Below are 15,762 nucleotides of genomic sequence, written 5' to 3' on the forward strand. Positions count from 1 at the left end.
CGCACCGTGTCTGCGCCGTACTGCTGAATCAAATCGTCCGGGTCAACCACGTTGCCCTTGGATTTGGACATCTTGGCCCCGTCTTTAATCACCATGCCTTGGGTGAGCAGATTGGTGAACGGCTCGTCAATCTGCAAATAACCAAGGTCGCGCAGGGCCTTGGTGAAGAAACGCGAGTAGAGCAGATGCAAAATCGCGTGCTCCACGCCGCCGATGTACTGATCTACAGGCAGCCAGTAGTTGACTTCGGCCTGATCGAGAACACCATCGTCTTTGCGCGGGCTGGTGTAGCGGGCAAAGTACCATGAGGACTCCATAAAGGTGTCCATGGTGTCGGTTTCGCGCTGCGCTGGCTGGCCGCACTGGGGACAAATGGTTTTGTAAAAGGCTTCTTGCTGATGCAGCGGGGCATGACTGCCGTAGGGCGGCGCAGTTCCGGGCAAAACCACGGGCAATTGCTCTGCGGGCACGGGCACTGCGCCGCAGCGTTCGCAATGAATCACCGGAATCGGCGCACCCCAGTAGCGCTGGCGGGAAATTCCCCAGTCGCGCAGCCGCCAGGTGGTGTGCGTTTTGCCAAAACCTTGTTTTTCCGCCTCAGCAATGACGGCCTTTTTCGCTGCTGCGGCAGGCATTCCAGTAAATTTGCCCGAATTGACCAGCACGCCGTCGCCTTCCCAGGCAGCTTCCATGCCTGCACCGTCTAACGCATCGCCCGGCGGCTGCACGACAGGACAAACCGGCAGGCCGTATTTGCGGGCAAACTCGAAATCGCGCTGATCATGGGCAGGAACAGCCATGACCGCGCCAGTTCCGTATTCCATCAAGACAAAGTTGGCCACATAAATGGGCACTCTGCCGCCGGTGAAGGGATTGACGCAATATCTCCCCGTAAAGATGCCGTGCTTCTCCGGTTCCTGGTCTAACGCCATGCGCTGCTTCTCCAACAGGGTCTGCTCGATGAAGCTCCGCACCGCTGCTTCGTGCTCTGTGCCCTTGATCAAGGTCTCAATCAGGGGATGCTCAGGGGCCAGCGACATAAAGGTCACGCCAAAGATGGTGTCTGGCCTTGTGGTGAAGATGGCAATCTTCTCGCCCTGCCCTTCTTCAAGCTGAAAATCGCAGGCCAGGCCCTGGCTTTTGCCAATCCAGTTGCGCTGCATGGTGACAACTTTTTCCGGCCAGCCGCCCAGTTTGTCCAAATCCGCCAGCAGCTCCTCGGCATAGTCAGTAATTTTGAGGAACCAGCCGTGCATGTTCTTGGGCACAACTTGCTGATCGCAGCGCCAGCAGCAGCCGTCAATCACCTGCTCCCGCGCCAGCACGGTAGCGCAATCATTGCACCAGTTGACCGTGGTTTTCTTGCGATAGACCAGCCCTTTTTCTAAGAGCTGTAGAAAAACCAGCTGCTCCCAGCGATAATATTCAGGGCGGCAGGTGGCTATTTCCCGATCCCAGTCGTAACTCAGGCCCATCGCCTTGAGCTGGCCGCGCATGTAATCAATATTGCTGTAGGTCCACTGCGCCGGATGCACGCCGTGCTTGAGCGCGGCGTTTTCTGCGGGCAATCCAAAGGCATCCCAGCCCATTGGATGCAACACGTTGTATCCTCGCAGCCGTTTGTAGCGGGCTATGACATCGCCGATGGAATAGTTGCGGACATGTCCCATGTGAATGCGGCCAGACGGATACGGGAACATCTCCAGCACATAATATTTGGGCCGCAGCGGATCTGCGCTGACTTTGTAGGGCTTTTCGGTCAGCCAGAGTTGCTGCCACTTGGCTTCAATGCTCTTGAAATCGTATTTGAGGGGTTCCTTGCTGGTGTCCATGTTCGCTTACCTGACAGCGGGGAGAAAAATTCTGTTGATCGGCATCAGCATACAATGCGGCGTTTTTTCTGCACAGCAAAAAATGCGGGAACACTGCATCCGCCTGCGGCTTTCTTTGCCGCAGCCTTCGCGCCTGCCCTGACGCAGCCGCTGCGACGCAATGCGCAGGGCAAAGGGAAAAGTCTCAAGGAAGCTGAGGTGATCACCATCTTCCGCGCAGCCGTGTCAGATCTCTTGACATTCCTTTCTTGCTCGCTGGCAAAGGAATCTGGCTTGGCCAAAAAGGAGTTCTGCCGAGCTGAAAAGAAGTTTTGCTCGGCAAGAAAGAAGTCTTGCCGACTCAGAAAGAAGTTCTGCTAAGCCGCAAAGGAGTGTTGCCGACTTGGAAAGGAGTTATAGTCGGCAGAACTTCTTTGCGGCCCGCCAAGAAAGAAGTTTTGTTTGGCAAGAAAGAAGTCCTGCCGACTGCAACTCCTTTCCTGCCGAGCAAAACTCCTTGGCAACCGAGCCATGCTCGTTCCTTGCTTGCCAAAAAAATGGGCCAAACTCCTCGGCAGCTTTGTTTCAAGCAAAGGAATTCCCGTGCGGCGGCTCCAGATTGCTGTAGTTTTCAAACATGGTGTATTCACCGAGGAAGGTCAGCTTGACGGTGCCGGTCGGCCCGTTGCGCTGCTTGCCGACAATCACTTCGGCAATGCCTTTGTTGGGGTTTTCCGGCGATTTATTGTAGACTTCGTCCCGGTAAATAAACATAATGACATCAGCATCCTGTTCGATTGCTCCGGAATTGTGACTGACAATGCCGTCCGCCAGCCAGCAGGCATTGCCCGGCACAGTCAGGTCAAAGACCTCTTCTTCGCCTGCCGGTTCAACAGAAACAACCTGATCCCAGAACAAATCATCTTGAGCAATACTGCGCAGCCAGTCATCATCCAGAAGTTCGGCATAACTGGATACAGTTTTCCTTGATGGAGCAAAATGATAATGCGCAGTTCCGCCGTAGGCAGTATCACGCAACCTTGCCATTTCACGCTGCGTGATACCTTTCAGCCGCATTTGCTCGCGGATGTGCGAAAACACTTCTTTCGGCAGCGTATCCACATTCGTGTTGCCCACCTTCCCTGCCAGCGCGGCAGCCGCTTTGTCGGCAGGCTCTTTGCGCGGGCCGAATGCGCCTATTTTCTGCAAGAAGGCGAGCTGCTGCTCGACCCCGGAAACATCCGCCGTAAACCAGCCTTGCGGACTGCGTGCGATGGTGACATGTTTGATGCGGGCTACAATCCCGAAGCGCAGGAGCAGGGCGGCAACATCGCGGATCAGCCGTTCGCTGGCGGTGCAGAAATAAATGCGCGGCCTCTCCTTGCCAACATGAATGCTGCCGTCTGTTGCCCAAAGGTGGCGGAGAAAGAGGGCAAGCTGCTCGTCAGGCAGTTGGAACACACCTGCGGGCAGATGTTTTTCGTGCGAACGCTGACCAAAGATGCCTAACTCCTTGAGCCATTTGCCGACCCCTGCCGGATGCCAGCGATTTCCATTGCCGCTGATGACTAGCTGATGCCATTTGCCCCTGCCCGGTTGCCGCTTGACGCTTGACCCAAAGGCCAGTGCTGCTGCTGTGACGGATTGGCTGTTTTCTTCGCTGGCAGTAGTGTAACGCAGAGGCTGATGATTGACATAACTGCCATCGCCAAGCAGATGCGCCAGCAAAATGATCTCGTGTTCAGACCAAGGAATGGGCTGAGCAGGTTCCGGCAGGCTGCGAGCAAGAGCGATGCGGTCGCCGGGTTGAAGCGTGCGAGCTTCCTTCCATTCCATCAAGGAACGCAGGCGGTGTTCCTGAGAACATTGCAGGCTGCGCCCGCTGGCTAACTGAATGCGCACGGTTTCTTTTTTGCCAACAGACCAGACGAACTCGCTGGGAGCGCATTCTATTTGTCCGGTCAGGTTGACCGAAATGATGGAAGGGGCTTGCCCGGCTAATTGACGGATAGGAATGCGGCGGCCATCGGCAAGCAGAACCAAGGTGTCGCCGGTTACGCACTCCCGCAAATCTGACATCATAGGCCGTTTGTCCGTGCGGCTCTCCAAACTGCGGTTGAGCTGAGACAAGGCGAGCACCGGCACGTCCAGTTCTTTGGCCATCGCCTTCAGCGAGCGCGAGATTTCGCTGATTTCCTGATTCCGGTTTTCGCTGCCGGAGCGCCCTTGCATCAGTTGGAGGTAATCCACCACCACCAAACCGAGACCGTACTCCGACTTCAGCCGCCGGGCTTTAGCCCGCATTTCCAGCACAGTGAGACCGGCAGTGTCATCAATGTAAATCGGTGCCTCGCTGAGAATGCCGGTGCCTCGCGTCAGCTTAGACCAATCTTCCTTGAAAAGATGGCCGGTGCGGATGCGCTGGGCATCCACTTTGCCAACAGAGCAGAGCATCCGCAGGGCAAGCTGTTCTGCCGACATCTCCAAGCTGAAGACCGCAGTGGGAATCTTGTTGATCGCTGCGGCGGTTTGGACGATGTTCATGGCCAGGCTCGTCTTTCCCATACTCGGTCTTGCCGCCAGAATAACTAAGTCTGACGGCTGCAGGCCGGCGGTCATCCGATCGAGTTCATCGTAACCGGTGGCCACGCCGGTGACGTGCTCTTTGCGCTCGGAGAGCCGCGTCACCCGATCAAAGGCTTTTGGCACGATCCGGCTCATCGGCTCAAAGCCCTGCTTCTTGCGCGACTGGGCAACTTCAAAGATCGCCTGTTCAGCGCGGTCAACCAGCGCGTCTATGTCGCCCTGCGCGTCATAACAACGAGCCGCCAGCTCGGAGCTGGTCTGAATCAGCCTGCGCAATATGGCCTTCTGCCGGATGATGCCTGCGTGATGCGCCAGCATTCCGGTGAAGGGGATAACCTCGGTGAGCTGGGTCAGATAGACGGAGCCGCCCGCCTTTTCCAATCGGTTGTGATCGCGGAGCCAGTCGGTGACGGAAACCAGATCGTGCGGTGCTTGTTGTTCAAACAGCGTCACTGCGGCCTCAAAGATCACCTTGTGCCGGTCTAAATAAAAATCTTCCGGCTGGAGCAGCTCCACAACCTTGAGCAGGGCTTTATCCTGAAGGAGGATTGTGCCCAGCAGCGACTGCTCGGCCTCGTTGTTCTGAGGAGGAACACGGCCCGCAGGCTGCTGAATGGGAAAAGAAGAAGCGGCTGGATGGTCAGGCAGCGGAGACATCACTCAGAAAAGCGGTGTTTTTTTAGACTGCCGCCTGCCCCGCGCAGAAAAGGCGGAGCAAAGAAAAAAAAGCTGCGGAGCGCGACACCGCCCCGCAGCCTGTGCGCAGAATGCTGAAAAGATGCTCAGGCTGCTGCGTTCGCAGCGATCTCCGGCATCACCTGCACGGTGATCACCGAGGTCATCTGGTAACCGACTTTCACCGCCACTCTGGTCTCGCCAACGCTTTTGATCGGGTCCTTGAGCATGATGGCCTTGCGATCCACCGTGATGCCGAGCTGCGCCAGCTGGTCGGCGATGTCTCCGCCGGTGACGGAACCGAAAAGACGGCCCTCGGTGCCGGTCTTGCGGTTCAAGGACACTGTCAGGTTCTCCAGCTTGCCGGCCAAAGCTTCAGCATTTTTTTTCTCCTCAGCCAGCCGCTTGGCAATGGCGGCCTGCTCCTTCTGCAGCCGGGCCAAGCTGGCTGAGTTCACAGCCACGGCCAGATTCTGTGGGAGAAGGAAGTTGCGGGCGTAGCCGGGTTTGACATTGACAACCTCGCCTTCGCGTCCCAAGGTGTCGATGGTTCTTCTCAATATGATTTCCATGATTTCAATCCTCATCTGTGATGGCTGGCCGCCGGGCGGCTGCGCCGTTTGCCGTTCAGGAGGGGTCGGCATCGGGCCTCCCGTCCTGAGCCAGCCTGCGGAAATCGGCCCAAGTGTCGGCCACGCCTGCCGCTGTCAGCAGCAGCACTCCGTATCCTTGAACCGCGACAAAGAAATATAAGACCGCACGCCAGAAGGCCGGAATATTCCAGCGGTGCAGCAGGCTGGCGAACACCGCCGCGCCTTGAAAAAAATACAGCAGCCCTGCCGCAATGCCCAGCGTGTATCCGGCTTGGGCCAGCCCTCCGCCGAGCAGCGAGAGGGCAGCGGCGGCAATCAGCAGCCAGATCAGAATGTCCGGCAGCCGCCAGTTTCTGTAGGGATGCCAGACAGCCCGCTCCGCCCGCAGGCGGCGCAACATTTTGCTGCCTGCGATCATGTTCAGCCAGACCGTGAAAACTGCTGTTCCTGCCAGCAGGCCGGGCAGCACCTTGGGCAGGAGCACATTGCGCAGCTCGGCGGCGATCAGCTCCATGTCATGGAGCATTTCCGCCGGAATCTCCGCGCTGGCGCGATATGCCTCTGTCAGCCGGGCAAAGGAGCTGTCTAACTGGTGCAGCAGACTGCTGTAGGGATTCACACCTGCGGCCAAACCGTACAGCAGCCAAAAGGTCAGCCAGCTCAAGCTGAGAACGGCAAGACCTGCGCCGCCTGCTGCTGCCGGAGAGGCCCCGCGCCGTGCGCTGCGGTGCAGACTCCAGCCCAAGGGCAGCATGGCTGCTGAGAAAAGAAACAGCCCCGGTCGCCCCAGCAGCAGAGCAACAACGGCAGCGGCCAGCAGGCAGTTCAGCATCTGCCGCGCTGCTCTCCTTTCGTCCTCCGAAATTTGCAGCAGCACAAAGACAGGCACAGCCAGCAGGCAGTTCAGCCATGCAAAGAAAGGCGGAACTGCGGCGGGCAGCAGGAAAAGCAGCGCAACCAGCAGAGACTCGGCGGAAAACGCCGTCTGCCGCCGCCCGTTCTCATTCTGCATATGCCCTTGGCCGCGCCTGCGGACGGCTCAGTACTGAACGATGCCGGAATACGGCAGCAGGGCCAGATGCCGGGCGCGCTTGACCGCTTCGGTCAGCTGCCGCTGATGGCGGGTGCAGGTGCCGTAAATCCGCTTGGGCACTATCTTGCCGCGCTCAGTGACAAAGCTGCGCAGCGTCTTGACATCCTTGTAGTCGATATACTGCACCTTGTCGGCGCAGAATTTGCACACCTTGCGGCGGTGGAACACTTTTTTGGTCTTCGGGGCAGTCATGATGAATATCTCCAGCGTGAAAGATCAGGCGGCAGTTCAGGACAGCTCCTCAGCGTCCGTTTCAATTTCCTGAGCACTGTCATCGCCGTTTTCTCTTGCGGCGGCTTCAGCGGCGCAGGCCGCAGCGGCGGCGATCCGCTCTTTTTCCTGCTCGATGCCTGCTGCGTCGATGGTTTCGGCCAGCTTGATGGTCAGATAACGCAGTATGCGGTCGTCAATGCGGAAGATGCGCTCCATCTCCTTGACTGTGCTGCCCGGCGCGGCGAAATTCATGCAGACGTAGCAGCCCTGCGATTCCTTTTTGATGTCGTAAGCCAACTTTTTGATGCCCCAGCGGCTGATGTCGATCACTGCGCCGCTGTCGCCGGTGACAATTGCCGCTGTGCGGTCAATGATCTCAGCAAACTGCGTGTCGCCCAAACCGGGACGCATAATCCAAGTCACTTCATAATGACGCATGATTCCTCCTCGTGGTCATAGTGGCCCTCGCTGATTCCTGTGGGAGAGCGAGAAGGTGAATAAAAAAAGCAGGGCCGAATGGTCCTGAACGGCAGAATATAGCGCGGCGACGGCGGCGGTGTCAACAGAAATAATAAAAATCAGGCCCTCACGTCCTGCTGCCGTGTGGCGGCGGCGGAGAGTTCGGCGTAGATACCCTGCCGGGCCAGCAGCTCCTCGTGGCTGCCCAGCTCGGCCAGTCGGCCTTGGTCAAAGACCGCGATCCGGTCGGCATGGCGGACAGAAGACAGACGGTGGGCGATGATCAGCACTGTCCGGCCGGCGAAACCGGCCCGAAACGCCTGCTCCAGCAGCCGCTCGGACTGGCTGTCCACAGACGAGGTCGCCTCGTCAAGGATCAGCACCGCCGGATCACGGCAGAGGACACGGGCAAAAGCGATGAGCTGCTTCTCGCCGGCGGACAGGTCTATGCCTCCTTCGCCGATGCGGGTGTCCAAGCCGTCGGGCAGCCGGGCGATGAAAACGTCCAAGCCTGTGCGCACCAGAAGCTGGTAGACTTCCGAGCGGCTCAGGCGGGCATCTTGGCGGATGTTGGCCAGCACAGTGTCCGGCTCGATCAGCGGATCCTGCAAGACAAGACCTATCTTGCGGCGCAGAGTTTGCGGCGCGAACTTGCGCAGGTCATGGCCGTCAAGCAGAATGCGGCCTGCGGCGGGATCGTAGAAGCGCACCAGCAGGCTGACCAAGGTCGATTTGCCCGCTCCGGTGGGGCCGGTGATGGCAAGAGTCTCGCCTGCTCTGACATGCAGATCAATGTGATGCAGGACAGTCTGCCGCCGCGCCGCGCCCTGCTGCCCGTCTTCGTTCTGATACGCGAAGCTGACTCCCTCAAAGGAGATATCGCCCCGGATGTGTCTGTCGTCCAGCGGCATGTCAGGCGCGATGATCCTTCCAGAGATGTCCAGCAGCTCGAAGATTCGTTCCGCCGAAGCCAAGGCTGACTGCACCACCGAGTATTTGCGGGCGATTTCCTGCATCGGCTGAAAGAACAAGCGCATGTAGGCTATGAAGGCGGTCAGCTCGCCCAAGGTCAGCTCGCCGCGCAGGGTCTCGCCGCCGCCATGCCAGAGCACAAGGGCCATTGCCAAGGAGGAGAGGAACTCGGTCAGCGGCATGAAGGCCCCGAAGAGACGGATCAGACGCAGGTTGCGCAGAAGATATTCCGCATTCAGCTCGCGGAATTTGCGTATGCTGTCCTCTGCGCGGCTATAGAGCTGGAGCGTTCCTGCGGCGGCCACCGTCTCTTGAAGAAAGGCGTTCACCACTGCGAGCTGACTGCGGATGGCCCGGAAGCCTTCGCGGGCAATGCGTGAGAAAACCACGGTGATGACCGCCGAGAGCGGCAGAAATATGGTCATCAGCAGGGCAAGCCGGACATTGGTCAGATAGAGCGCGAGCAGGATGCCGTTCAGCTTGAGCAGGTCATTGAAGAAGGTCACCATGACCAAGGCGAACATCTCGTTCATGTTCTGCACGTCGTTGGTCAGCCGGGTGACGAGACGGCCTGCGGGATGGGCGTGAAAAAAAGCCAGATCAAGCGAGAGCAGATGGCTGTAGAGCCTGCTGCGCAGCTGATGCATGACCGACTGGCCGATCTGCTCCAGCAGCAGCACCTGCGCGAATCCTCCGCCAAAGGCGGTGATGGCGGCAAGCGCGTAGAGCAGCGAGATGCGGATCAGACCCTCCAGGCGGACGGCTGCGTCCGTGCTGGCCCCTGTCATGAAGGAGTCAATGGCCGCTTGAAGCAGGCGGGGCTGGATCAGGACAGCGGCGGTGACAAGCAGGGAGAGCAGCACGCTCCAGACAATGCTGGCTTTCTTTGTCCAGCAGAGGCTGAATATCCGCCGCCAAAGCTGCCAGTCCGAGACGCGCCCGGCCCTGCCTTCCTCAAAATAGCCGAAGCTGCGCATCGGCATTCTCCTCTTTGCCCTGCTGCCTGCTGCTCCAGCAATGCATGCGTTGATACATGCCGTTTTTTTTGGGAATCAAAATACCCCCATTTTGGGAATCAAAATACCTCCCTTTTATATGCAAAAAAGTCTCCATTTTATATATAAAAAGGGAACCCTTTTATATGGTGAAAGGTATGCTTTTTGTTTCAGACATCTAGGCAGGCGCAGGGACCTGCCCCTGCGGCGCAACGGTTGCAGGAGAAACATGCTGCTCCAGCTGTAGTCATTTTATGCCGCTTTGGCTATACGCGCTGCGGGCCAGCAGCTCCGCATGGCTGCCCTGATCGGCGATCCTGCCCTGCTCCAGAATCAGCACATGATCAGCGCAGGCCAGCAGGGGCAGATGATGGCTGACAAGAATCAGGCTCCGGCCCCGCTGCCGGGCGCGGACAGCGGCGAAGACCTCCGCGCCGGTCTCCGCGTCCAAGGCGGACAGGGCATCGTCAATGACCAGAACAGGCCGGTCGGCCAGCAGGGCGCGGGCAATGGCGATCCGCTGCCGCTGGCCGCCAGAGAGCCGCAGCCCCTTTTCTCCCAGCCGGGTGCGGTAGCCTTCCGGCATGGCCATGATCTCCTCATGCACCGCCGCCAGATGGGCTGCCTCCATAATTTCCTCAATGGTCGCGTCAGGCCGGGCAAGGCTGATGTTTTCCGCAGCCGTGCCGGAAAAAAGAGGGCTTTCCCGGCCCGCATAGCTGATGTGCTCCCGCACCAGGGCAGGATCAAGGCAGTTCACGTCATGGCCTGCGAAGAAATAGCTGCCGTCCGCCGTTGGATACTGCCGAAGCAGGATGCGGCAGAGAGTGGACTTGCCGGAGCCTGTTCTGCCTGTGATGCCGAGCAGGCCGGGGCTGACTTCCAGATTGATTCCGACCAGGGTCGGACTGACCGAGCCGGGATAGAAAAAGCTGAGCTGGCGGAGCGAAATGCGGGGGCAGCTCTGAAGAATCTGCGCCGGACATGCCGCATCCCGCCGCAGGCTGGCGGTCAAGACAGAGGCCTCCGCCAGCAGCCGGGCGGTCCGGGCCAGCGAGGTCAGCCCACGGCGGATCATGCCCACGGCCCAGCCCACAGCAGCCAGCGGCGGGGAAAGCATAGCGAAGTAGCTGATGAAGGCGACGAAATCGCCAAGACTGATCGTCCCGCTGATGACCATTCCGCCGCCGGAGCGAAGCACCAGCAGCGCGGCGACGCTGCCTGTGAGCATCGCCGCAGGCAGGAGCAGTCCCTGAATGAACGCGGTTCTGATGTTGAGGGCCGCGTAGTCTTGGCCCAGGCGATCAAACTCGCGGAGCTGCTGCTCCTCCCGCGTGCAGCTTTTGATCATGCGGATGGAGACCAGCGTGTTGCGGGCGAATTCTGTCAGCAGGCCGAACTGGGCCTGCACCCGGTCGAAACGCCGGTGCAGCTCGCGGGAGAGCAGCCATGAGACGACTGCCAGCACGGGCAGCGGCAGGGCGGCGGTCAGAGTGAGGGAAGGGCTGATGTGCGCCATGAAGAGCACGGCAGCAACGGACATCACTGCCGCGTCGGCTGCTGCTGCCAGGCCCATGCCGAAGGCCATCTGCACCGCGCCCAGGTCGTTGCTGGCATGAGCCATGATGTCTCCCGGCGAGCGGCGGTCAAAAAAGGCTTGGTCCATGCGCAGGACATGCGCTGTCAGCCGGTCGCGCAGCTCAGTCTCCAGATGTCTGGAAAAGCCTATGAGCAGAACGCGCCAGCTGTAGCGGAGGATGCCTGTTCCGGCGGCGGTCAATAGGATGCAGCCGCCAAGAAAGGCCAGCCGCTGCCCAGTGGCCGCGCCTTGGGCCAGCTCGTCCACCCCGGTCTTCAAATAGCGGGGAATGGTGAGCTGCAGGAGGTGCGCTGCGGCCAGACATGTGAAGCCCCAGAGCAGCTGCCTGCGGAAGCGGCGCATGATCGGCAGGACAAGGCGGAGCAGCGCGGAAGCGTCAGCAGGAACAGGCTGCGGCGCAGGTTTGCCAGTGCGGGAATGCATGATGGCCGGGGAAAGGAAGCAGGTGGGCAGTCCCTTCGCAGCAGGAGCTGCGGCAGGACTGCGAGCGCGGGCCGGACGGAGTTCCGGGTCAGGCTGCGGCGGCCAGCAGCTTTCTGACTGCCGCCACCAGGTCATCGACATGAAACGGCTTGGCGAAAGCCAAGTCCGCGCCTAGCTCCAAGGCCGCCGGCAGATAGGTCTCAGGCCCGATGCGGCCTCCGCCGGAAATGGCTATGATCCTCACCTCTGGGAAGTTCTTTCTGATATAGCTTATGGTTTCCATACCTTCCTTCTCCGGCATGATCAGATCGGTGATCACCAGGTCAAAAGGCTGCTTCTCAAGCAGACGCTGCCCTTCCCGCCCGTCAGCAGCGGTGACGGCGGCAAAGCCCGCCAGCTCCATCGAGCGCGCCAGCAGCGACAGTATCTGCCCGTCATCATCTATGATCAATATTTTGCGCATAGTCTCCTCTCTCGCTTTCTCCATGCCGCGCAGCTTCAGCCCTTGACCGGCGCAGCCTTATGGTTGCATTATACCGCATCGCCTAGGGAGTCTGGCTGCGGAAAACATGCTCCCTGAAAAAAGCGGTCAGACGCTCCTGCCGCCGCACGGTCTCCGCCTGTTTGGCGACCAAGGCCGTGGGGCTGCTTTTCATCATCGACATCATATGGTCAATGCTGGGGGCAAAGCGGTTGTCCAAGCACCAGGCGAAGAAGAGGCCGAAGAGCAGTCCAGGGGGAAGGAACCCGTCCTCGCCGTTGACTGTGCGGGCGTAGAGCCGCTTGCGCCGGTCAGGGCGGGACATTTGGGCGAGCTGCAGATACGCGTCTATCTGCTCGGCGGAGAGGAAGCCGTTAAGGTCATGCTGATCCCGCACTGTCAGCCAGTAGATGCGGCCCACCTGCCGCTCGTGGAAGAGCACAGGCTCGATATGCTTTTCCGCGCAGTAGTTGCCCAGCAGCGACTGGCCAACAGCCACCAGCAAAGGCATCTCCAGCCGGGCCGCGTCCTCGGCCAAGTCCTCGCGCAAGGTGAGGCAGCCGTCTTCCGGGTTGTAAAAGGAGAAGACATTGTCCCACTGCTGGCTGCGGCTCCAGCGCGCAGGACTGACCAGGCAGACACCGCGCACCGCGCTGAGGTGGCCAGGATGGATGTCCGGGTGCCGCCAAATGATTTCGCTGATCATTGCCGCGAGCCTCTCCCGCTCCGGCAGCTCCAGCTCCTTGGTCTGCTCGGCAGCAAGGCTGACTTGGCGGAAGCTGAAGGTGTTGATGATCCTGCCCATCTCCTCGTGGCGGATGCAAGGCAGGAGCTTGTCTTGGCAGATGTTGAGCGGCGGAGCCTGCGGCGCTTTCCGGCGCACAGTCGGCGGCTGCGGGTCAGCGAGGAAGCCTCCCGCTCTCAGGCCCCAGAGGGCGCGCACCGCCAAGGCCGCCGCCGCCGGATCGTGCTGGACTATGTTCTCCTGCCGCAGCAGGTCGCGGGAGAATATCCGGGCCTGCACCGGCTCGAAGCCGAGTTCGCGCACCTGCCCGCTGTCCACGTAGATCGGCTCCTTCTTCTCAATGGCGTAGTTTTGCAGCACGGAGCCAGGGATGTCGGCCATGTCTATGGTCAGCACATGCGAGAACAGGCCCTCGGTGCCGCCGGGTATGTTGTGGTTGTAGGCCCGGATGAGGTCGGAGACATGGAAGCGGCGCTCAGGCGCGTCCAGCGTGGCATCGGTTTCGCCCTGCTGCACCCAGATGTTGGCCATGAGCAGCTTCAACGCTTTGCTGCTGCGGATCAGCTCGGCTATGCCAGGCACTTGCAGGATCGGGATGATCGAAGTGTACAGACTGCCTGGGGCAAGGATGATAATGTCTGCGCGGCGCAGCTGCGCGGCCGCTTCATCGGGCAGCACAGGAGCTTCGGTGAAGCGCGCACTCACCCGTTCCACAGGCCAGCCTCGCTCGGCGGTGCCTGCCTTCGCCTCTCCTGTGACCATCACCCCATTGGCGTAGAGCACTTGCAGCTGCGCTGGTGTGACAGTGCAGGGCAGAACAGCATTGCGCCCTCCTGCGCCAACAGCGACGGAGAGTTCCGCAATGCCGTCCAGAGTGGCCGCCTGCAGCCGTTTCTGGTTGGCGATCAGCTCGGCTGTGCGGAAGAAGGCCGGCAGTTTGCCATAGACAGCCGCAGCAATAAGCAGGTTGCCCAGGCATTGGGGTCTGCGGAGGGCCGCCTTCATCCTCTGATCGCTGAAGAGCCGCTTTATCAGATCAGAGAGATAGCCTGCCAGGGGAGCGGGCAGCCGCTCCGGAGCGGCACCGCTCCGTTTCCAAAGCTGCTCCGGCGAGTCCGGGGCTGTGCTGAAGCGGAGATTGAAGATGCCGTGCAGCATCCCGGCTATTTCGGCGGCCTCCGCGTCTTTCAGCCGGTACTGGTTCTTCAAATGGCTGCTGCGCACCGAGGCCAGCAGGACGCGGCGCAGGTCGCCCAGACTGATGAGCGGGAAATCCTTGAGCATCTCGCCGGTCGAGCCGCCGTCGTCGGTCACGCAGACCAACGAGCAGAGGTTGGGGAAGACCTCCTTCAGCCCGGTGAACGGGTTCAGCTTCCACTCAGGCCGCCGCGAGTCGCCTCCGACAGCGCGTGACAAACCCGTGCCGCCGCCCAGGACAACCACGCGCGTGTCGCTGACATCAAAGCTGCGCAGCCCCTCGGCCAGCTGCTGCCATTCGCGCGCGCATCCCGGCACTCCTGAGGGAGGCTCTTCTCCCAGGACCAAGGCCAGTGCCCGTTCGGCCAGGCTGCCTTTGCCGAGAAAGTCCAAGGGGGCGAAACGCTTTGCGCTGAGTCCCTGCATCACCTCTTGCAGGAAGCTGATCCTGTTATCGGCCATCTCGTTCGTTCAAGGGTGTAATGGTTGTTCGTGGGAGCGCAGGGGCATCAGGCCGATGTGAATACAACAACACCTTGTAGGGGCGAAAAATTTTTCGCCCCTACGGCATGGCATCAACCTTTTGTCCTGCTTGTCTGTCAGACCGGCATCCGTATGTCGAGCACATCCACAAGCCTGCTGGGGTAGCCGTTGCGCACCAAGCTGACCAGCGCGCTGAAGCTGTCCACAGACACAGTCAGCTCTAGTATTGCCGAGCCTGCGAAGCCGCTCAGGCTGTACTCGCCGTTGCCTGTGACCGCCACTGCCGGGCCAGCCAGGCCGCGCTCCTTCATGTCCAAGAGGTTGAAATACAAAATGCCGGTGTGCACGTCCAGCGATGCGGCGATGCGCAGCCGCTCCGACGCGTCTGCCGCGCAGCCGATGACACGCACATACGGCGCTGCGGCATTGCCGGTGAGGATGCCCGGCCCTGTTTCTCCGGGAGGCAGCTGCACGGTCAGCGGCGAGCGCAGCCTGCGCGGGTAGGAGCCGGTGCGCACCGTGCCATGCTCGGTGTACTGCGTGCTCACCGAGAGGATGTACTCATTGTTCCACGGATCCTCCTGCGCCGGGATCTCCGGGCTGAGCATGATGGAGCTGTTGGAGACATGGCCAAAGACCTGCTGCGCGGCCCGGCCTGAGCGTGTGCCTTCAATCACGCAGCCGCAGTCCGGGTCGTCCTCGGCAAAGGCGAGGAGCGAGCCGCTCAGCTTGAGGATGCTGCCTGCGGCCAGCACGTCCGGCAGCTTCAGATGAGTGTCTTCAACCAGAGAAATAACAGGCTGCTTGACAGCGGCGGCGAGCTTTTCATAATGGGCCTCCTGCCGCAGCTTGCGCATGAAGGGCGGCAGCGCGTAGATGCGCACCTGGTGCGTGTCATCGCCTGCGGGCAGCGGGTCGTCCGGGCTGTCCATCCTGCCGATGAAGGCGTTGGTGAAGGTGAATGCGCCCTTGATCGTCACCTGCCTGCCGCCCAGGAGATGCGCTTGAATCTTCTCAGGAAACTTGTTCAGGATCGTCTTGATGAATTCCACGTCGCTGCCCGGATGCTCTGCGGCAAGCTCGGCGGCGATCTCGTCCACGCCCACCACCTTTTCCGGCACAAAGTGCGGGATGTACGAAACAGGGGTGGTGAGGTGGTTCTGCTGCGGTCTCCACTTGATGTAGTCCATAGCTCGTCTCCTGTTGAATTATCTGCGCGTGATAACTGCGCAAGTCATCCTTTTCCGCCATCATACGGCGCAGGCCGCCGCTTGTCAACAAAATGCGAGGCTCAATCCTCTTCTCTTGGGGCGGCGAATTCCCTTCTCAGAGGATTCGCAATCCTCCGGGAAGGGGATTTGAAATCCTCTGAGAAGAGGATTGCGCATCCTGCGGGAAGAGGAGGCGCAGTCCTGCGAGAAGGGGATGCCGCCTCC

General features: G+C 60.2%; 11 protein-coding genes. All 11 read right to left on the reverse strand.

The features are described 5' to 3' along the window. Nucleotides 1-1,832, reverse strand: a 1,832-nt coding sequence (leuS, locus tag ACNKID_RS02820) for a leucine--tRNA ligase (protein ID WP_417911916.1), incomplete at its 3' end; no start/stop codon positions are given. 564 nt (nt 1,833-2,396) lie between these two features. Then, entirely contained in the window at nt 2,397-5,054 is a 2,658-nt protein-coding gene (locus ACNKID_RS02825; RefSeq protein WP_417911917.1) for a replicative DNA helicase, read from the reverse strand. Between the two features lie 125 nt (nt 5,055-5,179). Further along, nucleotides 5,180-5,644 (reverse strand): 50S ribosomal protein L9, encoded by a 465-nt coding sequence (gene rplI, locus ACNKID_RS02830; RefSeq protein ID WP_417911918.1) that lies wholly within the window; start codon nt 5,642-5,644, stop codon nt 5,180-5,182. A gap of 55 nt (nt 5,645-5,699) precedes the next feature. After that, on the reverse strand, nt 5,700-6,677 hold the full coding sequence (locus ACNKID_RS02835) for a DUF2232 domain-containing protein (RefSeq protein ID WP_417911919.1): 978 nt from the start codon (nt 6,675-6,677) through the stop codon (nt 5,700-5,702). A gap of 27 nt (nt 6,678-6,704) precedes the next feature. After that, the gene (gene rpsR / locus ACNKID_RS02840; RefSeq protein WP_417911920.1) at nt 6,705-6,950 is read right to left on the reverse strand and encodes a 30S ribosomal protein S18; all 246 of its coding nucleotides are present in this window, start codon (nt 6,948-6,950) and stop codon (nt 6,705-6,707) included. Nucleotides 6,951-6,986: 36 nt separating this feature from the next. Then, the gene (gene rpsF, locus ACNKID_RS02845) at nt 6,987-7,409 is read right to left on the reverse strand and encodes a 30S ribosomal protein S6 (RefSeq protein WP_417911921.1); all 423 of its coding nucleotides are present in this window, start codon (nt 7,407-7,409) and stop codon (nt 6,987-6,989) included. 140 nt (nt 7,410-7,549) lie between these two features. Continuing rightward, on the reverse strand, nt 7,550-9,385 hold the full coding sequence (locus ACNKID_RS02850) for an ABC transporter ATP-binding protein (RefSeq protein ID WP_417911922.1): 1,836 nt from the start codon (nt 9,383-9,385) through the stop codon (nt 7,550-7,552). A 259-nt stretch (nt 9,386-9,644) separates the two neighbouring features. Beyond that, nucleotides 9,645-11,561 carry an ABC transporter ATP-binding protein gene (locus ACNKID_RS02855; RefSeq protein ID WP_417911923.1) on the reverse strand — a complete coding sequence of 639 codons (1,917 nt, stop codon included), beginning with the start codon at nt 11,559-11,561 and terminating at the stop codon, nt 9,645-9,647. Beyond that, complete coding sequence (locus ACNKID_RS02860; protein WP_417911924.1) at nt 11,509-11,883, reverse strand: response regulator; 375 nt, start codon at nt 11,881-11,883, stop codon at nt 11,509-11,511. Before ACNKID_RS02860 ends, ACNKID_RS02855 begins: the two co-directional genes overlap by 53 nt. An 82-nt stretch (nt 11,884-11,965) precedes the next feature. After that, complete coding sequence (locus tag ACNKID_RS02865) at nt 11,966-14,305, reverse strand: gluconeogenesis factor YvcK family protein (RefSeq protein WP_417911925.1); 2,340 nt, start codon at nt 14,303-14,305, stop codon at nt 11,966-11,968. Between the two features lie 137 nt (nt 14,306-14,442). Then, nucleotides 14,443-15,516, reverse strand: a complete 1,074-nt coding sequence (locus ACNKID_RS02870) for a DUF4469 domain-containing protein (RefSeq protein ID WP_417911926.1) — start codon at nt 15,514-15,516, stop codon at nt 14,443-14,445. Nucleotides 15,517-15,762 lie beyond the last annotated feature (246 nt).

Origin of the sequence: Candidatus Electronema sp. TJ (genome assembly GCF_048287355.1) — a bacterium.
Lineage (GTDB): Bacteria > Desulfobacterota > Desulfobulbia > Desulfobulbales > Desulfobulbaceae > Electronema.